Source organism: Streptomyces sp. NPDC044704, assembly GCF_056433525.1.
Genome location: NZ_JBWKGY010000022.1, coordinates 102,900 through 123,925, shown reverse-complemented (window position 1 = coordinate 123,925; position 21,026 = coordinate 102,900). Strand labels below are relative to the sequence as shown.

The 21,026-nt window shown below is 75.2% G+C and carries 12 protein-coding genes; all 12 read right to left on the bottom strand.

Annotated features, from left to right (window positions below):
• A partial coding sequence (locus AC07B0_RS34795; RefSeq protein ID WP_478899923.1) for an amino acid adenylation domain-containing protein occupies nucleotides 1-8,393 on the bottom strand: 8,393 nt, incomplete at its 3' end.
• A 103-nt stretch (nucleotides 8,394-8,496) separates the two neighbouring features.
• Nucleotides 8,497-9,804 carry an enterobactin transporter EntS gene (gene entS / locus AC07B0_RS34790; protein ID WP_356877108.1) on the bottom strand — a complete coding sequence of 436 codons (1,308 nt, stop codon included), beginning with the start codon at nucleotides 9,802-9,804 and terminating at the stop codon, nucleotides 8,497-8,499.
• 28 nt (nucleotides 9,805-9,832) lie between these two features.
• Entirely contained in the window at nucleotides 9,833-10,081 is a 249-nt protein-coding gene (locus AC07B0_RS34785) for a phosphopantetheine-binding protein (RefSeq protein ID WP_356877106.1), read from the bottom strand.
• Nucleotides 10,082-10,546: 465 nt separating this feature from the next.
• Entirely contained in the window at nucleotides 10,547-10,756 is a 210-nt protein-coding gene (locus tag AC07B0_RS34780) for an MbtH family protein (RefSeq protein WP_356877104.1), read from the bottom strand.
• Between the two features lie 9 nt (nucleotides 10,757-10,765).
• Nucleotides 10,766-13,555: a condensation domain-containing protein gene (locus AC07B0_RS34775; RefSeq protein WP_478899920.1), complete on the bottom strand. Its 2,790-nt coding sequence runs from the start codon at nucleotides 13,553-13,555 to the stop codon at nucleotides 10,766-10,768.
• A gap of 3 nt (nucleotides 13,556-13,558) precedes the next feature.
• Nucleotides 13,559-13,708: a hypothetical protein gene (locus AC07B0_RS34770; protein ID WP_478866287.1), complete on the bottom strand. Its 150-nt coding sequence runs from the start codon at nucleotides 13,706-13,708 to the stop codon at nucleotides 13,559-13,561.
• A 275-nt stretch (nucleotides 13,709-13,983) separates the two neighbouring features.
• Nucleotides 13,984-14,703 (bottom strand): hypothetical protein, encoded by a 720-nt coding sequence (locus tag AC07B0_RS34765; RefSeq protein WP_478899918.1) that lies wholly within the window; start codon nucleotides 14,701-14,703, stop codon nucleotides 13,984-13,986.
• Between the two features lie 154 nt (nucleotides 14,704-14,857).
• A complete protein-coding gene (locus tag AC07B0_RS34760) occupies nucleotides 14,858-16,711 on the bottom strand; it encodes an SIP domain-containing protein (RefSeq protein WP_478899916.1) in 1,854 nt (617 codons plus the stop codon).
• A 139-nt stretch (nucleotides 16,712-16,850) separates the two neighbouring features.
• The gene (locus AC07B0_RS34755; protein WP_478899915.1) at nucleotides 16,851-17,885 is read right to left on the bottom strand and encodes an ABC transporter substrate-binding protein; all 1,035 of its coding nucleotides are present in this window, start codon (nucleotides 17,883-17,885) and stop codon (nucleotides 16,851-16,853) included.
• A 21-nt stretch (nucleotides 17,886-17,906) separates the two neighbouring features.
• The gene (locus AC07B0_RS34750) at nucleotides 17,907-18,740 is read right to left on the bottom strand and encodes an ABC transporter ATP-binding protein (protein ID WP_478899927.1); all 834 of its coding nucleotides are present in this window, start codon (nucleotides 18,738-18,740) and stop codon (nucleotides 17,907-17,909) included.
• Between the two features lie 8 nt (nucleotides 18,741-18,748).
• The gene (locus tag AC07B0_RS34745; RefSeq protein WP_478899914.1) at nucleotides 18,749-19,870 is read right to left on the bottom strand and encodes a FecCD family ABC transporter permease; all 1,122 of its coding nucleotides are present in this window, start codon (nucleotides 19,868-19,870) and stop codon (nucleotides 18,749-18,751) included.
• Nucleotides 19,867-20,916, bottom strand: coding sequence for a FecCD family ABC transporter permease (locus tag AC07B0_RS34740; RefSeq protein ID WP_469381847.1), 1,050 nt, complete (start codon nucleotides 20,914-20,916; stop codon nucleotides 19,867-19,869). Before AC07B0_RS34740 ends, AC07B0_RS34745 begins: the two co-directional genes overlap by 4 nt.
• Nucleotides 20,917-21,026: the final 110 nt, after the last annotated feature.

Below are 21,026 nucleotides of genomic sequence, written 5' to 3'. Positions count from 1 at the left end.
TGCATCCAGGTGATGCGGTTGACGATGGCTTCGTGTTCGACCATGACGCCCTTGGGGCGGCCGGTTGAGCCGGAGGTGAAGATGACGTAGGCGGGGTGCCGTGGCAGGAGGGGCGCCACGCGGTCCGCGTCCCTGACCCTGCCCGGGTGCTGGGCCGCGAGGTGCTCTAGGGTCTCCGGGGAGTCCAGGAGGATCCGTTCCATGTCAGGGTCCGACGGCAGTGAGGTTGCCGACGCAGTGTCGGTAAGGGTCAGGGCCGGGGCCGCGGTCTCCGTCATGTAGGCGAGGCGCTCGGCGGGGAGGCCGAGGTCGAGGGGCAGGTAGGCGCCGCCCGCGCGGACCACGGCGTGCAGGGCGACGAGCAGGTCGAAGGAGCGGGGAAGGGCGACCGCGACCACGGTCTCCGGGCCGACGCCCCGGCCGATGAGCAGCCGGGCGAGGCGGTTGACGCGTTCCTCGAAGGCGGGACGGGACAGTTCCGTGCCCTCGAAGACCAGGGCGGGGCCGGTGGCTTCGGCGGCTCCCGCCCCGACGAGTGCGGCGAGGGTGGCCGGGCCGGTCAGCGGAACGGCGGTGTCGTTCCAGCCGTGCAGGACGAGTTCCCGTTCCTCGGCGGACATCACCTCCAGCTCGGCCACCGGCCGGTCCGGACCGGCGACAGCCGCGCCGAGCAGCCGCACCAGGCGGGCGGTCAGGGCCCGGACGGTCGCGTCGTCGAACAGGTCGGCCGCGTAGCGGATGCCGCAGGTCATACCGGTCGTACCGGTCGTGTCCGCCGTGTCCGCCGCGCCCGGAACCGCCGTGGCCGTGCGCCGGAACAGGATCTCCAGGTCGAACTTGGCGGCGCCGGCCGCGACCGGGACCTCCTCGGCCGTCAGCCCCTCGAACAGGGCGACAGCGCCCCGCCCGGCGCCCTCGTACGCCACCAGCGTCTGGAACAGCGGGTGCCGCGCCAGCGACCGCTCCGGGTTCACCGCCTCCACCACCGCCTCGAAGGGCAGGTCCGCGTGCTCCAGTGCCGCCGTGGCGGCCGTGGCCGTACGCCGCAGCAGCTCGCGGAAGGTGGGGGTGCCCGACAGGTCCGCGCGCAGTACCACGGTGTTGACGAAGAATCCGATCAGCGGGTCGAGGGACTCCTCGCCCCGTCCCGCCACCGGACTGCCCAGTGGGATGTCGTCGCCCGCGCCCAGCCGGTGCAGCAGCGCCGCCACCGCGGCCGACACCACCGTGAACGCCGTCGTCCCCGTCGACGCGGCGAGCGCGTCGAGGTCGGCGACCAGCTCGGCGGGCAGCTCGGCGGTGACCGTCCGGCCCGCGTACGAGGGCGCCGCCGGCCGGGGCCGGTCCGCGGGCAGGGACAGCTCCTGGGGCAGACCGGCCAGGACCGTCCGCCAGTGCTCCGCCTGCCGGTGCGCCAGGGAACCCGCCTGCGCCGCGTCGCCCAGCAGCGCGCGCTGCCACAGCGCGTAGTCCGCGTACTGCACCGCCAGGGCGGGGAACTCCGGTGCGCCGCCCGCCAGGCGGGCCGCGTACGCCACGGCGAGATCGGCGAGCAGCGGCCCCGTCGACCATTCGTCACCGGCGATGTGGTGCATCAGCAGGAGCAGCGTCCACTCCTGCGGGCCGGCCTCCAGGAGGGTGGCCCGCAGCGGGAGTTCGGCCGTCAGGTCGAAGGGGCGGGCGGTCTCCCGCCCGATCCGGTCGGAGTGCCCGGCGGCCGGGACCCGCTCCACCGTGAAGGGCACCTCGGCCTCCCCGGCCGACAGGATGCGCTGGTACGGGCCCTGCGCGTCCTCCGCGTAGACGGTGCGCAGCGCCTCGTGCCGGGCCACGACGTCCCGTACGGCCGAGGCCAGCGCGGCGGGGTCCAGGGCGCCGCGCAGCCGCAGCGCGAGGGGGATGTTGTAGGTGGCGGACGGGCCGTCCAGGCGGTGCAGGAACCACAGGCGGGCCTGCGCGTACGACAGGGGCAGCCGCTCCGGGCGCCCGGCGGCGGCCGGAGCGGGCCGCTCCGCGCCGGCGCGGCCCGCCAGCCGGGTGGCGAGCCGGGCGACCGTGCGGGCCTCGAAGACGTCCCGGACCGAGCACTCCGTGCCGGTGGCACGGATCCGCGCCGCGACCCGGGTGGCGAGCAGAGAGTGGCCGCCGAGCCGGAAGAAGTCGTCCTCCGCGCCGACCGAGAGCAGTGACAGCGCCTGCGTGAAGACCTCGGCGATCCGCTCCTCGGCGGCGCCGCGCGGCGGCCGCGAGGAGGCCGCGCCGCCCAGGGCCGGGGCGGGCAGCTTCGTACGGTCCAGCTTGCCGTTGACGTTGGTGGGGAGGGCCTCCAGGGTCACCAGTACGGCCGGAACCATGTGTTCGGGCAGGTGCGCGGCGAGCTCTTCGCGCAGCCGCTCCGGGTCCGGCGCGCCCGTCCCCGTCACGTAGCCCACCAGCCGGGGGATCCCGGGCACGTCCTCACGGACCACGACGGCCGCCGCGGTCACGCCGTCGAGGGCGGTCAGGGCCGCCTCGACCTCACCGGGTTCGACGCGGAACCCGCGGATCTTGACCTGGTCGTCGGCCCGGCCCAGGAACTCGATCAGCCCGTCGGTCCGGCGGCGCACCAGGTCGCCCGTGCGGTACATGCGGGTGCCGGGAGCCCCGAACGGGTCGGCCACGAACCGCTCCGCGGTGAGCGCGAAACGGCCCAGGTAGCCGCGCGCGATCTGTTCGCCCGCCAGGTACAGCTCACCCGTCACACCCGTCGGCACCGGCCGCAGCCGGCCGTCCAGGACGTGCGCCCGGGTGTTGTCCAGCGGCCGGCCGACCACCGGCGCCGGGCAGTCGCCGACGCGGGCCACGAGGGCGTCCACGGTGAACTCGGTCGGACCGTAGTAGTTGACCACCTCCACGTCCGTGAGCGCGGCCAGCTCCTCCCACAGCGCGGCGGGCACGGCCTCGCCGCCCAGCAGGAACAGCGGGGGCCGCCACTTCCCGGCCAGCAGCCCGGCGTCCACCAGCTGCCGGGCGTACGACGGCGTGACGTCGAGGGTGTCGATCCGCTCGGCGCGGACGTACGCCACCACCGCCTCGGCGTCCCGGCGCCCGAACTCGTCCAGTACGTGCAGCTCGTGGCCGGCCACCAGCCACAGCAGCTGCTCCCACGAGGAGTCGAAGGAGAACGAGGCGGTGTGCAGGGCGCGCACGCGGCGGCCCAGCCTGCGCGCGACGGGCAGGTACAGCTCGCGCTCGTGGTCGCGGAACAGCCGGGTCAGACCGGCGTGCCGGAGCACCACCCCCTTGGGGAGGCCGGTGGAACCGGAGGTGTAGATGACGTACGCCGCGTGCTCGGGCCCCGTCGTCGCGTCCGGGCCGGGCACGGTCGAGGCGAGCCGCTCCACGGTCCCCGGATCGTCCAGGACGACCGCCCGCACCCCGGGCACCCGCGACGCGACGGCGAGCGTGGTCACGACGCAGGCCGGAGCCGCGTCCCGCAGCATGTGCGCCAGCCGCTCGGCGGGGTGGTCCAGGTCCAGCGGCAGGTAGGCGGCGCCCGCCTTGAGGACGGCGAGGACCGCGACGACGGCATCGGCCGACCGGGGCACCGCCAGGGCGACGACATCGTCCGGGCCCACGCCCCCGGCGGTCAGGACGGCCGCCAGCCGGCCCGCCCGGTCGCTGAGTTCGGCGAAGGTCAGCCGGTCCTCGCCGGCCACCACCGCGACGGCGTCCGGGGTGGCGGCCGCCCGCTCGGCGAACACCTCGGTGACGCTCTGCGCGGGCACCGGCCGGGCCGTGTCGTTCCACCGGGCCAGCCGCTCCCGCTCCTCGGCGTCGCGCAGCTCCCACTGCGAAACCCGCCGCTCCGGGGCCGCGACCGCCTCGGCGAGCGCGCGCAGCAGCCGGTCGGCGAAGCCCTCCACGGTCTCCCGGTCGAACAGGGCGGTGGAGTAGAAGACCTCCAGCTCCAGGTCCTCGCCGTGCGCGGAGTCCGCGAAATTCACGTCCAGGTCGAACTTGGTGACGCCGGGGTCGACCCGGTCGGCCCGGGCGGACATCCCGAACAGGAACCGCACGTCCTCGGAGACCGTGCTGTGCGAGACCATCGTCTGGAACAGCGGGTGACGGGACAGGGACCGCTCGGGGTTGACCGCCTCCACCACCTGGTCGAACGGCAGGTCGGCCTGGTCGAGGGCCGTCAGGTCCGCCGTGCGGACCCGGTCCAGCAGCTCGCCGAAGGCCGGGTCGCCCGACAGGTCGGTGCGCAGGACCACCGTGTTGACGAAGAAGCCCACCAGGTCGTCGAGGGCGCTGTCGGCCCGGCCGGCGACCGGACTGCCGAGGACGAGGTCCTCGCCCGCGCCCAGCCGGTGCAAGGTCGCGGCGACCGCCGCGTGCACCACCATGAACACGCTGGTGCCGCTCTCCCGCGCCAGCGAACGTACCGACAGGGCGAGTTCGCGCGGCAGCGAACGGAACACCAGGGCCCCTGCGTGCCCGGCGGTGGCCGCGCGCGGCCGGTCCGCGGGGAGCCCCCCGGCCTCCTCGGGAAGGCCCGCCAGCTCCGACCGCCAGAACGCGGCCTGTGCGGAGGCCAGGGTCCCCGGCCCGTCCACGGCGCCCAGCAGCTCGCGCTGCCACAGCGCGTAGTCGGCGTACTGCACCGGCAGCGGGGCGAACGCGGGCGCGGACCCCTCCATCCGGGCGGCGTAGGCCAGTTCCAGGTCGCGCAGGAACGGCCCCATCGACCACTCGTCGCTCGCGATGTGGTGCAGCAGCACGACGAGGGCGTCCGTCCCGGCGGCGCCGTCGCGCACGAGGGTCACCCGCAGCGGGGGCTCGGCCGCGATGTCGAAGAGGTGACCGAGCGCCCGGGTGACCGCCCCGTCGACCTCCGAGGACCGCGCCACCTCGTCGACGAAGAGCCGCACACCGGCCTCGGCGGGCTCCAGGACCCGCTGGAACGGGACGCCGTCGAACTCCCCGAACACCGTGCGCAGGGCCTCGTGCCGGGCGACCGTGTCGGCCAGCGCCGCGTCCAGCGCGGACGCGTCGAGCCGGCCGTCGAAACGCACCGCGAAGGGAATGTTGTACGTGGCGCCCGGCCCCTCCACCTGGTGGAGGAACCACAGCCGCTGCTGCGCGTACGACAGCGGCAGCGGGTCGGGGCGCACCGCGGCCGACGGGGCCGTACGGGACACCGCGGCGCGCTCGGCCAGCAGCGCGGCCAGCGCGGCGACGGTCCGGGCCTCGAAGACGTCCCTGATCCCGCATTCGGTGCCCAGCGCGGCCCGGGTCCGGGCGATCACCCGGGCGGCCGGCAGGGAGTGCCCGCCCAGTACGAAGAAGTCGTCCTCGCGGCCCACGGAGGGAACGCCGAGCACGTCGGCGAAGATGCCGGCGAGGATCTCCTCGCGTGCCCCGCGTGGGCCTCGCCCCCCGGCGGACACCAGGCCCGACAGGTCCGGGGCCGGCAGGGCGCGCCGGTCGACCTTCCCGTTGGCGGTCAGCGGGAACGCGTCGAGGACCACGACGACGGAGGGCACCATGTACTCGGGCAGTGCCGCCGCCGCGGCCTCGCGCAGCGCCCCGGCGGCAGGGCCCACGGCCGCGCCGGCGGCCGGGGTGATGTAGCCGACGAGCGAGGGGAACCCGGGCAGGTCCTCGCGGACCAGGCACACGGCACGCCCCACGCCCTCACCTGCCGTCAGGACCGCCTCGATCTCCCCGAGTTCGATGCGGAAGCCGCGCAGCTTGATCTGGTCGTCGGCCCGGCCCAGGAACTCGATCCGGCCGTCGGCCCGGCGCCGGACCAGGTCCCCGGTCCGGTACATGCGCTCGCCGGGCACGCCGAACGGGTCGGCCACGAACCGCTTGGAGGTCAGCGCGGGACGCCCCAGGTAGCCGCGGGCCAGCTGCCCGCCGCCGAGGTACAGCTCCCCGGGCCGGCCCGGGGCCACCGGGCGCAGCGCGCCGTCCAGGACGCGGGCACGGGTGTTCCAGAACGGCGTGCCGATGTCGGGAACGCCCGTGTGGCCGGGCGCGAGGACGGTGGAGGTGGCCCAGACGGTCGCCTCGGTCGGGCCGTACACGTTGGTGACCGACGCCGCCGCGCGGACGAGCCGCTCGGCCAGGGCTGCCGGGAGGGCTTCGCCGCCGACCAGGACGCGGGTGGCGGACAGCGAGGAGGGGCGGCCGTCCTCCAGGAGGGCGTGCCACAGCGAGGGGGTGGCCTGCATGACGGCGGGTCGGTGCTCGTCGACGAGGGCGGCCAGGGCGGCGGGGTCGCGGACGGTGTCGCGGTCGGCGAGGACCACGGTGGCGCCGCGCAGCAGCGGGGTGTGGATCTCCAGCACGTGGATGTCGAAGGAGACCGTGGTCACCGCGACGAGCCGGTCGCCGGGGGAGAGCGCCAGCTCCTCGGACTGCATGCGGAGGAAGTTGGCGAGCGCGGCGTGCGGGATCACCACGCCCTTGGGGCGGCCGGTGGAACCGGAGGTGTAGATGACGTACGCGGGGTGGTGGGGAGCGGGTCGGAGAATCGTTTCCCCAGGGCCGGCCCCGGCCCCGGCCCCGGCCCCGGCCCCGGCGTCGGTGTCGGTGTCGGTGTCGCCGACCGTGGCCGCGTCCGCGAGGGCGGACAGCGTGTCGGGGGCGTCCAGGACCACGACCGGCACCCCCGCGACGTCCGGCACGAGGCGCGCGAGGTCCAGCGTGGTCAGCACGCACACCGGCCGGGCGTCCTCGACCATGAACGCGAGCCGCTCGGCGGGGTAGTCCAGGTCCAGCGGAAGGTAGGCGCCGCCCGCCTTCAGCACGCCGAGCAGCGCCACCACCAGGTCCTCGTCGCGCGCGAGGGCGATGCCGACGACGGCCTCGGGACCGACACCGTTCGCGGCGAGCACCCGCGCGAGCCGGTCCGACCGGTCGGACAGGGCGGCGTAGTCGAGGGAGCGCTTCCCGGCGATCACGGCCGTGACACCGGGGTGGAGACGGGCCGCCTCCTCGAAGAGGTCGACGAAGGTACCGGCCGGCAGGGCGCGCGCGGTGCCCTCGTCGGCGCGCACGACCGCCTCCAGGGCGGCGGGCGCCAGCAGGTCGGGACGGCCCACCGGCGCCTGGGGCCCGGTCGCGGCCAGCTCCCGCAGGAAGTGGGCGAACTCGGCGCAGCGGGCGGCCAGCGAAGCCTCGTCGTAGGCGTCGGGGTTGCCGTCGAACTCGAACCGGATCCGGCCCCGGGCGCTGTCGTGGTAGACCCCGAGGGTCACGTCATCCACCGGGCCGGCGGCGATGTTGTGCACCGTACCCGGGGAGCCCGCGAAGTCCAGGGCGGTGTCGAAGGCCTTGATGTTGACCATCGGACCGAGGAGGCCCTGCGCCCGCCCGGACAGTCCGAGGTCGCGGCGGATGTCCTCGGCGCGGTAGCGCTGGTGGCGGCGCAGTCCGGCGGTGGCCGCGGTGACCTCGCGGACCAGCTCGCCGATGGGCGTGGCGGGACCCACGGGCACCCGCAGGGGCAGCACGTTCACGACCATCGCCGGCACCTTCAGGGCGGCCGAGCCGAGCCGGGCCATGGCCGGCAGGGACAGCAGGACGTCGCGGCTGCCGGTGGAGCGGTGCACGAAGGCGGCAAAGGCGGCCGTCACCACGTCGGCCCAACTGGCCTTCGCCGAACGGGCGATGGCGAGCAGGCCGGCGGTCTCGTCGGGGCTGAGGGTGGCTCCGTCGCGGAGGAAGCCGTGGGCCGCGGGCGCGGCCGTGCCGCTCAGCGTCTCCGGCTCGGGGCAGTCGGCGAGCCGCTCCAGCCAGTACGCGCGGTCCGCCGTGTACGCCTCGGAGGCCCGGTACTCCTCCTCGGCCCCGACGACCGAGGCGAGGCCGCCGAAGGTGCGGGCCGGCGGCTCCTCGCCGCGCACCAGGGCCGAGTAGACCTCGGCGGTGCGCCGGGAGAGCAGGGAGAAGGCGTAGGCGTCGAGGGTGATGTGGTGGGCCCGCTGGTACCACAGGACGCGCTCGGGCCCGACCCGGTGCAGGGTGAACAGGCACAGCGTGTCGGCGGTCAGGTCGAGGGGCCGGCCCATGTCGCGCCGCATCGCGTCGACCGCCGTGGCCACCGGGTCGTCCTCGCCGGTGTGGTCGAGGACGGCCACCAGGGGTCCGCAGGCCGGACCGGACCAGGTCTCCTGGTACGGCTCACCGGCCGCGTCCTCCGAGAAGCGCGCCGTCAGCGCCTCGCACTCGGCGACCGTCTGCCGCAGCGCCGTGACGAACACGCCGGGGTCGAGCGGGCCGTCGATCTCGACGTACTGGCCCACGTTGTAGACCGGGGACGCGGGGTCGAGTCGCTGGCCGTACCACACGCCGGCCTGTGCCCCGGTGAGGGGGAGACGCTGGGAAGGGCGGTCGCTCATGGGATCGTGCTCCAGATTCAGGCAGCTGCGGGGAGGGGCGCGGGGAGGGGCCGTGGCGGTCGGCGCGGGGTCCGCTGCGGGGGAGGGGAGAGTGGAAGGCGGTTCAGGAGGCGCCGGCCGGACCGGACTTCACGACGTCGACCGGGTCCGCGGCGGTCTCGTCCTCACGGGGCAGGGTCGCGCGCCGGAGCCCGGGCACGGCGATGGCGACGGCGACCGCGGCCACCGCGCACACGGCGCCGTTCACCAGGGCCGCGCCGGCCGGGCTGAACCAGCGGGCCACGGCGGCGACTTCGACGTCACCGACGATGTCCCCGGTGGTGCCCTGGGTGGTGATCACGCTGACGATGCGCCCGCGCAGCCGGTCCGGCGTGCTGTGCTGCACCAGCGCGTATTCGAGGATCTCGTACACGGTGCCGCAGGCCCCGCCGACGGCGAGCGCCGCGCAGGCCAGGTAGACGTTCCCGCTGAGGGCGAAGCCGATGGTGGCCAGGCCTCCGGTGAAGGCCGCCAGGAGCAGCAGCCGTCCGGGGCGCGCCGTACGGGTGAGCCAGCCGCTGGTCGCCGAGACCGCGACGGCGCCGACCGCCGGAGCGGAGTACAGGAGCCCCAGCATGACCTCGCCGCCGCCGAACTGACGGTCCACCATCTCGGGGAACAGGACGACGGGAACGTTGAACAGGGCGGTGACGCCGCCCAGCAGCACCAGACCGCCGACCACGCGGTTGCGCCAGGCGTAGCGGAAGGCGACGAGGAGGGAACCGGAGTCCTCGGTGGCCTCGCCGTCCTCGTCAGGGTCCTCGGTGAAGGGCGGCAGCGGCCGGATCCGGGAGATGAGGAAGGCGGTGACGGCGGTGGTCACGGCGGCGAACGCGAAGACGGGGGCGGGGCCCGTCATCGCCAGCAGCACACCGCCGAGGAACGGGGCGGTGATGGAGCCGATCTCCCCGGTGAGCGAGATCAGCGCGCCGGCGGCGGGCAGTTGGTCCGGCCGGACCAGGGTGGGTGCGACGGCCATCAGCGCGGTGACGCTGACGCCCGTGGCCAGGCCGTCCCAGGCGACGCACACGTAGATCGCCCACTGGGAGGGGTCGTCGAGCATCGCGTTGACTGCGAGACCTGCGAAGGCGAGGGCGGCGGCGCCGCGGGCGCGCACGATGAGCGTCCGGCGGTCGGTCCGGTCGGCCATGACCCCGCCCCACAGGGACCCGAGCAGCACGGTGATGCTCATGATCATGCTGACGACGGCGACGTCCAGGGTCGACCGGGTCAGCCCGTACACCTGGGCGGACAGCGCGACGGTCGCCATGCCCAGCCCGAACAGCGACACCACGCGGGCGATGAAGATCGCCCGGAAGTCGGGGCTGGTGCGCAGCGGTTCGATGTCGATGACGAGGTCACGCAGGGGCACGGGGGGCTCCGGGGGTGGGAGGGTCGCCTCAGGCGGCGGGGGAGAGGATGTCGGCCCAGGCGCGGAGCGTGGGGCGCTCGGCGAGGTCGACGAAGCTGATCCGGGCACCTTCGGCGCGCCACCGCTCGACGAGGGTCATCAGCCGGATGGAGTCGAGGCCCTGGTCGAGGAGGCTCTCGTCCACGAGGACCTCGGCGGGCTCGGCGTACAGCACGTCGGCCACGTCGCGGACGAGCCGGTCGAGGGCGAAGGCGTCGGGGGCGGGATGCGGGTGCATGGGTGTTCTCCTGCTTCGGGAGGGGGCGTGGCCGGCGGGGAACGGGGGCCGGCTGGTGAGGGTCCGCGCGGGGCCCCGGGAGATCCGCGGCGTCCGGTGCCATGTGCGCTGCGGTGCAGGGCATTTGATACGGCTACTTAGGTAAGGCTAACCTAAGTTTTATGATCTCTGTAATCGTGGACCTGGCACTACCGGGTCCACGTGAGCCGATTCCTGCGGGTCGAGGGCGACGACGCGGGCCCGGTCCGCGCCCGCGTCGCCCTCCGGGGAGCGGAGCCGGGTACCTCCGGAGCCGGGTACCTCCGTCGCGGGGGCGCCGCCCGGCTGGGCCGTCCGGCTCGACCCCGCACGGGGGTCCCGGGTGCCGAGGCTGAACCTCTGACCCGCGCCCGTTCCGGTACCCGCCGGCAGGGCCCGGGGCCTTTGCCCCGGGCCCTGCCGCGCGTGCGGCGCGTAACAAGGCCGTCAGCCCTGCGCGATCAGACTGGCCGGACGCATGTCCGTCCAGTGCGCGTCGGTGTACCGCGCGCACCCCTGCCGGGTGTCCTCGCCGTGCACGACGGTCCAGCCCGCCGGAACCTCGGCGAAGGCGGGCCAGAGCGAGTGCTGGTTCTCGGCGTTGACGAGCACGAAGTACCGGGCGTCGTCGTCCTCGAACGGATTGGTCGTGGCCATGGGGGTCTCCTAGCGGTGGGTGGGGGTGTCGTCGGTCGTACGGGTGGTCGTGTGCGGCCCGGCCGGGAAGCCGGAACCGGGGAGGGCGGGCTCGCGCTCGCGGCGGGCCATCTCCGCCGCGGTGGCGGTGGCCTCCTCGCTCAGCGCACGGGCCTCGGCGGCCCCGAACAGGGCGTCGGACCAGTGCCAGTGCAGGGTCAGCAGGGTCTGTCCGTCCCCTCCCGGCGCCGACCGGACGACGAGTCGCAGCGGGCCGGCCAGCGCGAGCCCGCCGCCCGACGGATCCTCGGCGTACGGCGCGGGCCACCGGGCCCCGTCCGCGGGCGCCCAGCGGGCGTCGCCGGCCGACGGACGCAGCGCCGCGCGGCGCTGGTAGAGGATCCCGCGCCGGGGCAGGTCCGCGAGCAGGGCCGCGGTCTGCGGGTTCAGGTGGCGCAGCTGCTCCAGCCCCCGGCCCCGGTCCGGCACGGCTCCGAGCGCGAGGACCGCGCGGTCGTACGCGTCCACCCCGGCGCCGGGCCCCGGCGGCAGGGGCACCCGGACGGTGTGGACCGTACCGAGCCGCCCGGCGGTCCGGGGCGCGTGGCCGGCGCGCGGCAGCTCCAGGTCCACCACGAGCCCGGTGCCGTCGTGCAGCCTCGGCCGGGCGTGCGCGGTGCGGGCCAGGGCGGCCACCAGCAGTACGTCGTGGGGATGCGGGGCCCCGCCGGCCGGCTCCGTCGCGGCGGGCAGTTCCAGCCGGGTGACGACCCGGTGGCCCTCGGAGGCCGGCGGCCAGCTCCGCCCGGCGGAGCCCCTGGTCAGCTGCGTCCAGTGGGTGAGCTCCGCGATCCGGGACCCCGCCCCCGCCTCCGCGCCGAGCCGGGCCGCCCAGTCCAGGAGGCCGCCGGCGGGGCCGGGCGCGGCGGCGGGGGACTCCCCGTAGAGCAGCGGGAGTTCGTCGGTCAGCGTCTGCCAGCCGATGCCGTCCACCGACAGCAGGTGCGCCACGAGCAGCAGCAGTCCGGGCTCGTCCGGTCCCGCGTCGAACCAGACGGCCCGCAGCACCCGGGCGCTGCCCGGATCCAGTTCACCGGCGGCCGTCCGGACGGCCGCCGCGACGAGCCGGTCGCGGTCCCCGGCCGGCATCCCGGCGACGGGCACCCGGCGCAGGGTGTCGGCGTCGGTGCAGGCGGGCGCCGCCGAGGCGGGCCGCACCTCCTGGCTCCAGACGCCGTCCGAGCGGTGCAGGGCCAGCCGCAGGGCCGGGTGCCGCCGGGCCAGCCCGGCCAGGGCCCGGCGCAGCGGGGCCGTGCCCAGCCCGGCGGGGACGCCGAGCAGGACGGCCTCGTGCGCCGAGTCCACCGGGCCGCCGGCCGCGCGCAGCCGGTGCGCGGAGGGCAGCAGGGGCAGGGGCCCGGCCTCGCCGTCGGCCGGGACCGGGGCCGGTACGGCCGACGCCGTCGCCGAGCGCCGGGCGGGCCGGTCGGGGGTACGGCCCAGGGCGGTCAGCATCGCGGCGAACCCCCGCGCGTGCTCCTCCAGAGAACCGGCGTCGTACAGGCCCGGGTTGCCGTCGACGTCGAGCCGCAGGCGGCCGTCCGGACCGCAGGACGCGGCCACCGAAAGGTCGTCCACGGGGCCGGAGGCCAGGCTGACCACGTGCCCCGCCGTGCCGCCGAAGTCCAGCTCGGTCTCGAAGGGGCGCAGGTTGACCAGCAGCCCCGGGACGCGCCCCCCGGGCAGGCGCCAGATGTGCCGGGCGAGGACCTCGCCCCGCACCCTCTGGTGGCGGCGCAGGAAGTCCAGTTCCGCCGAGGCTTGCCGGAGCAGGTCGCGGAAGGTGTCGTACGGGCCGGCCGTCAGGCCGGCCGGGAGGATGTTGACGGCGGTGCCGGGGACCCGCAGGGTGCCGGGCGCCGTACGGGCCGTCGTGTACAGGGCCATGGGCGTCCGGCCGCCCTCGCCGTACGGGGCGAGGTGGGCGGCGCACGCCGCGAGCACGGCCTCGCCCCACGTGCCTCCGGCGAGCCGTGCCGCGGCGGCCACGGCTGCGCTGTCCGCGCGGCCGAGGAGGACGGTGCGCCGCACGGTGGCATCGGAAGCGGGGGCCTCCCGCCCGGCGGGACGGACCGGCACGGGCGGTACGGGATGGCGGCGGGACCAGGCTTCCAGGTCGGCCGCGTGGGCGGCGGAGCGGAGGTAGGCCCGTTCCGCGCGGGCCAGTACGGACACCGGGGCGAAGGGTGAGGCGGGCGGACGGGAGCCCGTCACCAGGGCGGTGTAGTGCTCGCTGACGCGGCGGCTGAGCAGGGACACGCCGTAGCCGTCGACGGCGAGCTGGTGGAAGTACTGCACCAGCAGGTGGTGTTCGGGGCCGAGGGTGACGAGCACCGCGCCGACCAGGTCCGGGATGTGCTCCGGCGCGGGCGGGTCGAGCAGCAGGTCCAGGCGGGGCGGGCAGGCGAGCTGTCCGCGCACGAGGTCCAGGGCCGCGGCGACCGGGTCCGGGGCTCCGGAGGTGTCCAGCCGCGGCAGCCGCCGTCCGGCGGGCCGCGCGGTCACCGGGGCCTGGCCGTAGCGGCCGTCGTCGAGGGTGAGGCGGAACCGCAGCCAGGGGGCTTCGCCCAGGGTGAGGCCGAGGGCCTCCTCCAGGGCGGCGGCGTCGAGCGGGCCGACGAGTTCGATGTACTGGCCGACGTGGTGGCCGGCGTACGAGGGGTTCGCGCGCTGCGCGGCGAGTGCGTGGGCCTGGGCGGCCGTGAGTTCCTCGGGGGCCGGGCCCGCGGGGGCGGTCGCGGTGGCGGTGGTCGCGGACACGGGTCAGCTCCGGGAGGGCGCGGTGGGGTGCGCCGACGGGGTCGCCGTGACCGGCGGGCCGGTGCGGACGGCGCGGCCGGAGCCGTGGCCGGACCGGTCCCGTACGGCGGGGTCTTCGTTCCCGGTTCCGGGGTTCGCACGTGGTGCTGACATGCCCATCCTTCCTCTGTCCTGCCCAGGTCGTCAGGCAGGGCGTACCCAAGCTGACTTATGGGGTGATACGTGTCAAGTAGCCCTGAAATCGGCCTAATTGATCGCTCGGTGATTCCTTGGTGGTTCCTCGGTGGCCCCGCCCCGAGCGCCGTCGGGCCGGGTCCGGGCGTGCGGAGAGGACCCTGCGGCCCGTACGGGCGAGGGGGCTCCGGGGCGGGCTCCGGGCGCGCCGTCGCGGCGCGTACGGAACCCGTCGTGGGCAGGGGCGCGGGGGCTTACGGCGGGTCGTGCTCCGCGCCCTGGCCCGGGGTGTCGCGGGGGGAGGTGAAGGATCGTTCCGCCTCCCGGTCGTGACCCGAAGACGGCGACGGGCGTCCGACCAGCCGCGGAGACAGCAGGGGGTCGTCCATGTGCACGAGGCGGTATCCGGCCGAGGACCTGCCCCGGGCGGAACCCGGCCCCGGTCCGGACCCCCGCGCGCGCCTGGCCGTGCCGGCGCGGGCCTTCGGCCGGGCCCGCTGGGCCGCCTCCACCAGGGCGCCGACGGCCGGCGCCTCCTGGCGCAGCCGGTTGAAGCCGCGGATGGAGAACCCGGCGAGCTTCGCCGCGTACGGCCAGGGAGCACCCTGCCGGATGGTCCGCAGCACGAGGTGGATCATGGCCGGTGTGGGGTCGTGTCCCGCGTGCAGGCCGCGCGAGGCGGCCAGGGACCGGGCCGCGGACACGGCGTGCGCGAAGGCGGGATCCTTCTCCAGCCAGTCGTGCAGCATCCGTTCCGTCAGACCGGCCGCCGCTGCGGCCGCCTCGGCGGACAGGCCCTGGGCCGTGGCCTTCAGGGCCTCGGCCATCCGGCTCGCGATGTCCCACCGGTGGCTCGCCATCTCGGGCAGTGCCGCCCGCAGCCGGCCCTCCGCCTCGTCGTGGCCCTCCAGCCAGTCGACCAGGTCCTCCGCCCAGTCCTCAGGTCCGGGCGCCGTGTTCCGATCCGCGTGCACGGCCTACACCCCCACGGGAACGCGGCCGGAGCCGTCCCCGTACGCCCGCCCGCCCCGCTGCCGCCGGTCCGGCGGTGTGCTGTGAACCCTCATGCTTCCTGCCCCCTTCAGGTCCGTCCCGGGTGCCGCGGCGCGGAACCCGGGACGCCACGTCCTAGATGTCGCCGACGGCGGGCGCGAGCACCCACAGCCGGTGGTCCCAGCCGATGTCCCGGCAGTCGCGGACCCGCAGGCCCGCGCCCTCCGCCAGCTCGGTGATCTCCTCCTGCGAGCGCACCGCCGATCCGAACGCCGAGGCAAGGCGCAGGTGGTGCAGGGCGGCCTCGACGTCGTCGGCGTCCGCACCCGTCACCTGCTCGACCAGCAGCAGCGTTCCGCCGGCCGGCAGCGCGGCGCCGCTCTCGCGCAGCACGAGGGCCGCGTCCGCGTCCGGCAGCAGGTCGAGCAGCCGGCACAGCAGGACGGTCTCGTCGCCGGGCGGGACCGGGCCGCTCGTGCCCAGCAGCTCCACCCGGGGCAGCACGTCGGCGTCCAGCACGCGCTCCCCGAGGATCCGCAGGGCCGAGGGCTGGGCGGCGACGGTCACCTTGAGCCCGGGGAAGGCCCGGACCAGGGAGTTGACGACGGCTCCGGCCCCGTGTCCGCCGGCGGTCAGCGAGGCCGTCGACGCCCAGTCGTACCCGCCCACGACACCCGGCGCGATCCACAGCGCCTCGTCCTCGACGGCCGCCCGCGCCGACCCGGCCAGCCGCTCGTCCGATGCCATCGCCTCGGCCAGCGGCAGCCCCGACAGGGTCCGGTAACCCGCCCGCCCCGTCCACAGGCTCTCCGCCAGACCGGCGAGGGACAGGTCGAGCGCCGCCTGCGCCCCGCGCAGGTCGTACTCCTCCAAGGAGTGGTCGTCCTCGACGAGTTCCTCGCCGACCGGGGTCAGCGCGTAGCCGCCCCCGTCCTCGGCGAAGACGTCGAGCGCGACCAGGTACGTCAGCAGCGCGCCGAGCGTGCGCGGCGCCGCCCCGGTACGGGCGGCCAGCTCCGGCGCCGTCCGTACGCCCTGGTAGACCAGGTCCACCAGGCCGAGCGTGACGGCGGCGCGGACGGCCAGGCCCGGCGCGAGATCGGTGAGCTCGTGCAGCCGGTCGTGCGGGTCCTGCTCCTCCGCGGCCACGGCGGCGTCGGCCGGCCCCTGGACCGGGGCGGGCTCGGCGCGGCGCCAGTAGCCGGTGATGTGCGTCCGCTCGCGCGGCACCTGACGGTCCGCCGCGAGGTGGCGGCGGATGCCCTTGAGGGTGACGGCCTCCCCGGCGGCCCAGGCGAAGACCTCACCCGGCAGCCACCGCATGCCGCGCACGGCCCGCTCCAGCAGGTCGGTGCTGCCGGCCGGGGCGCCGTCACGCACCAGCCAGGTGATCTCGGCGTCGGCCCGCGTCGGGAGCTCCTGGCGGTGGCTCTCCTCGGCGACCTCGACGAACACGCGGGCCACCGTCCCGGCCGGCATCTCCTCCAGCCACCGCGCGATGGCGGGCAGGGCGGTCTCGTCCCCGATCACCAGCAGCCAGTCGGCGCCCTCGGGGTGGCCGTGCGACATCTTGGGCCCGGCGATCCAGGTGACGTCACCGGGCTTCGCCGCCTGGGCCCACGACGAGGCGACCCCGCCCTCGTGGTTGACGAAGTCGAAGTCGATCTCCCCGGCCTCCGGGTCGTACCGCACCGGGGTGTAGTCCTTGGTCAGCGGCCGGGCGTCGGGCCAGTCCAGGCTGGAGACGTTCTGCCCGGGCAGCACCGGGTGCTCCGCGCCCTCCTCCGCGAAGAAGAACTTCACGTGGTCGTCGAAGCCCTCGGAGCGCAGCGCCGGCAGGTCCAGGCCGTCCTTGGCGAACGCGCCCAGCTGGGGCCCGCCCAGGGTCAGGCGCCGCATGCCCGGAGTGACGTCCCGGACCCGGAGCACGGTGAGCTCGCGCAGCACGATGGGGAAGGTGACGACCGGACGGGGATTGCGGCTGGACATCGGGAGGGCTCCTCAGGGGTTCGGGAAGGCACGTGGAGTGCGGTGCGCTCGGGGCGACAGCCCCGGGCGCCTGGGGGTGGGGCCGGGCGTCGGCCCCCCGCACCCGCAGGGGTGCGGGGGCCGCCGTACCGCGGGCCGGCTACTGGCCGGCGACCGCCTTGGCGAGCAGCGGGGTCAGCTGCTGGGTGACCCACGGAGCGCTCAGCGGGTCGGGGTAGGCGATCGCCGAGGCGAGGGTGTTGTCCGACGGGACGACGGCGAAGTGCTTGTTCTTCACCGAGTTCAGCGACTGGAAGAGCTTGTTGCCCTCCAGCTCCTTCGGGCTGATGACACCGCGGTCACCGAACGGGTACGTCACCAGCAGGACGTCGGCGTCGAGCTGGTCGAGGTTCTCCAGGCTCACCCCGTTCTTGTCGGGGCCGTAGTTCTTCGCCTTGTCCGTCTTCGTGAAGCCGAGCTTCTCGAAGACGCCCGGGTCCTGGGCCTCGTACGACATGAAGCTGATCTGCTCCGGGTGGACCACCGTGTAGGTGTAGGTCTTCCCCTTGAACTCGGGGTGCGCGGCGGCCGCGTCGTTGGTGGTCTTCTCGTTCGCCGCGATCACCTCGGCGGCCTTGTCCTCCATCCCCAGGGCCTTCGCCGCCGTCTTCAGGCGGTCCTGCCACGTGAGGGTGTCGGCCTGGGCCTTGTCGGTGAAGGTGACGACCGGGGCGATCGGGGACAGCTTCGCGTAGTCCTTGTCCATCTCCCAGGTGTTCATGCCGAGGATGACGTCCGGGGCCTCGGCGGCGATCGCCTCGTAGGCGGTGCCGTCGGTGTCGTCGTACGTCTTGAGCTTGCTCGCGCCGAGCTTGGTGATCGCCGCCTGCTTGTACTCGGCGACCGGGGAGCCGTCCTCGACGTCCGGGGTGATGACCGGGACCAGCCCGAGGGCGAGCGCGATCGCGGTGTCGCCGTCCGAGACGGTGGCCACCTTGACCGGCTTCTTCTTGACCTCGGTGGTGCCCCAGGCGTTCTTGAGGCTGACGGGGGAGAAGGCCTTGCCGCCGTCGGCCGCGCCGCCGGAGGCGGCGGGCTTGCCCGCGGCGTCCCCGGAACCCTCGCCGCAGCCGGCGAGCAGACCGACGCAGACGGCGGTGGCCGCGAGGGCGGTGAGGGTACGGCGTCTGTTCACGCTGTGCACGGGATGTCTCTCCTACTGGATGGTGTGACGGCCCAGGGGGAAGATCTGGGGCCGGTCGGATCGGGGATGGGGGACGACGAGGCAGTCGAGGCCGAACACGTCGGCGACCGTCCGCTCGGTGAGGACCTCTGCCGGAGTGCCCTGCCGTACGATCCGGCCGTCGCGCATGGCGACGATCGTCGAGGCGTACAGGGCGGCCTGGTTGAGGTCGTGGGAAACCAGGACGATGGTCTTGCCGGACTGCTCGTTCAGTTCCGCGAGCAGGTCCATGACCTCGATCTGGTGGGCGATGTCCAGGTAGGTGGTCGGTTCGTCCAGGAGCAGCAGCGGGGTCTCCTGGGCCAGTGCCAGGGCGATCCACACCCGCTGGCGCTGGCCGCCGGAGAGCTGGTCCACCGGGCGGCCGACGAGTTCGGCGGTTCCGGTGGCGGCCAGCGCCCGGGCGATGACCTCGTCCTCGGCGGCCGTACGGCGCTGCCCGAACCGCTGGTGCGGATGGCGCCCCCGCCAGACCAGGTCGGCGACCGTGATCCCCTCGGGGGCGATCGGGGACTGCGGCAGGATGCCGAGCCGCCGCGCCACCTCCCGCGTCGGCAGGGAGTGGATGTCCCGCCCGTCCAGGAGGACGGAGCCGGCGGCCACCGGCAGCAGCCGGGCCATCGACTTCAGCAGGGTGGACTTGCCGCAGGCGTTCGGGCCGACGAGGGCCGTGATCCGGCCCGGCTCGATCGTCAGCGACAGTTCCTCGATCACGTGCCGCCGGTCGTAGCCGGCGCTGATCGCCCGGGCTTCCAGCCCGGGGGCGCAGGGGCCGGCGGCGGCGCGGCCGTGGGCGTCGGGGGTCATGAGGTCTTTCACGAGGGTGCTCCTTGCCGCCGCAGCAGCAGCCGGACGAAGTAGGGGGCGCCGATCAGCGCCGTCAGGGCGCCGGTGGGTACCGGGCTGATCAGCGGACCGTGCTGGGCGAGTACGTCCGCCGCCAGCACGATCACCGCGCCGACCGCGGGCGCCACCACCAGGGCGCGTTCACCGCCGACCAGCCGGACCGCTATCGGCCCGCTGATCAGCGAGACGAAACCGATCGGGCCGGTCACGCCCGTGGCCAGCGCCGCGGCCGCCGCACCGAGCAGCAGGGTGGCGGTACGGGTGGCCCGCACCCGGGATCCGAGTCCGTGGGCCAGCTGGTCCCCGAGGGACAGGGCGCCGAGCGCCCGGCTCAGCGGTACCGCGCAGACCGCGGCGCAGCCGAGGGCGACGGAGAGGACGCCCACTCCGGTCCAGTCGGCGCCCGAGACGCTCCCGACGAGCCAGCGGGTGACCTGCGCGATGCTGTGCTGCCCGGCCGAGGAGAAGAGGTAGTTGACGTACGCGGCGCACACCGCCGACAGGGCGATGCCGATCAGGACGAGCCGGTGGGTGTCCACCCGGCCTCCGCGCCGGCTGAGCAGCATGATGGCGCCGACCAGCAGGAACGATCCGGCGAGCGCGGCGCCCTCCACCCCGTACGGGATGGCCGGGGCGAACAGCAGCACGGTGACGGCTCCCGCGCCGGCCCCCGCGGAGATGCCCACGATGTCGGGGGTGGCCAGCGGGTTGCGGATCAGCCGCTGGTAAAGGGCGCCGGAGAGTCCGAACAGCGCCCCTGCCAGCAGCGCGGCCAGGGCTCTGGGAAGCCTGATGCGGTGGATGACGTAGTCGGCAAGGCCGGTGCGCATCCCGAACGCGGCGGGCAGTACGTCCCCGCCGGGGATCCCGCGCAGTCCGCCGAGCAGCACCGAGGCGACGAGCAGGCCGAGCGACAGGGCGACGAGCACGGCGAGGACGACCGCCGCGCGGCGCCCTGCGGCGAGCCGGTCGCGGCGCAGCCGGGCAGCCGTGGCCGCGAGGGCCTCGGGGCGGGGTGCGGCCGGAGCCGCCGGGGGACGTACGGTCGCGGCGACGGCCGCGTTCCCGGGGGTGAGTTCCGTGTCGCTCATGCCCGCTCCGTCCCGCGGCGCCGGGCCAGCCACACGAAGTACGGGGTGCCCACGACCGCGGTCATCACCGACACCTGGATCTCGCCGTGTTCCAGCACCAGCCGGCCCGCCGTGTCCGCCCCGACGACCAGGACGGCGCCGCAGAGCAGGGACAGCGGCAGCGACCAGCGGTGGTCGCTGCCGACCAGCAGCCGGGCCACGTGCGCCGCGACGAGGCCGACGAAGGCCACGGGCCCGACGGCGGCGGTCGCGCAGGCGCACAGGGTCACGGCGACGGCGGCGGTGGCGAGCTGGGCGCGCTCGACGCGCACCCCGAGCCCGCGCGCGGTCTCCTCGCCGAGGCCCAGCACGTTGAGGGTCCGGCCGAGCGGCAGAGCGAGCAGCAGTCCGACGATCGCGAACGGGGCGATCTCGTCCAGTACCTGGGCCCGTCCGGTGAGCTGCCCGACCGACCAGAAGCGCAGGGAGGAGTACACGGCCTCGTCCCGGACGACCAGGAGGGTGACGACCGAGGCGAGCACGGCGGCGGTGGCGACACCGGCCAGCACCAGCCCTAGGGCCGAACTCCCCGTGTCGGTACGGGTGCCGATCAGGTAGACGGCCACCGCGGTGAAGGCGGAGCCGGCCAGTGCCAGCCAGAAGAAGCCGCCCGCGTCCGAGACGTCGAGGAAGAGGATGCCCACCACCACGAAGAGCGCCGCGCCCTGTTGGATGCCCAGGATGCCCGGATCGGCGAGCGGGTTGAGCGTGAGCGCCTGCATGACGAGGCCCGAGGCGCCGAGCGCCGCTCCCACCAGGAGTCCCAGCAGGGTGCGGGGGATGCGCTCGGTCCACAGGACGTCGTGGTCGTAGCCGCTCGCTCCGGGGTGCAGCAGGATCTTGACGATCTCCAGGGCGGAGATGTCGCGGGCGCCGAGGCCGACGCTCGCGACGGTCACCGCCGCCAGGATCAGGCCGGCGGTCAGCAGGGCGACCGCACCGCGCGAGAACCGGGTTCTCGGCGGCTGCGGTGCGGCTGCGGCCACCGGCAGGGCCGTTTGAGTCATGGGGGTGTGAGAGCTCCTCAGTGCGAACTTGAACTTAGGTTAGCCTTATCTAAGTCCGTCGATCCCTTGTGGAGCTCACGGCGATCGCACTCAGCGGCCGGAATGACTCA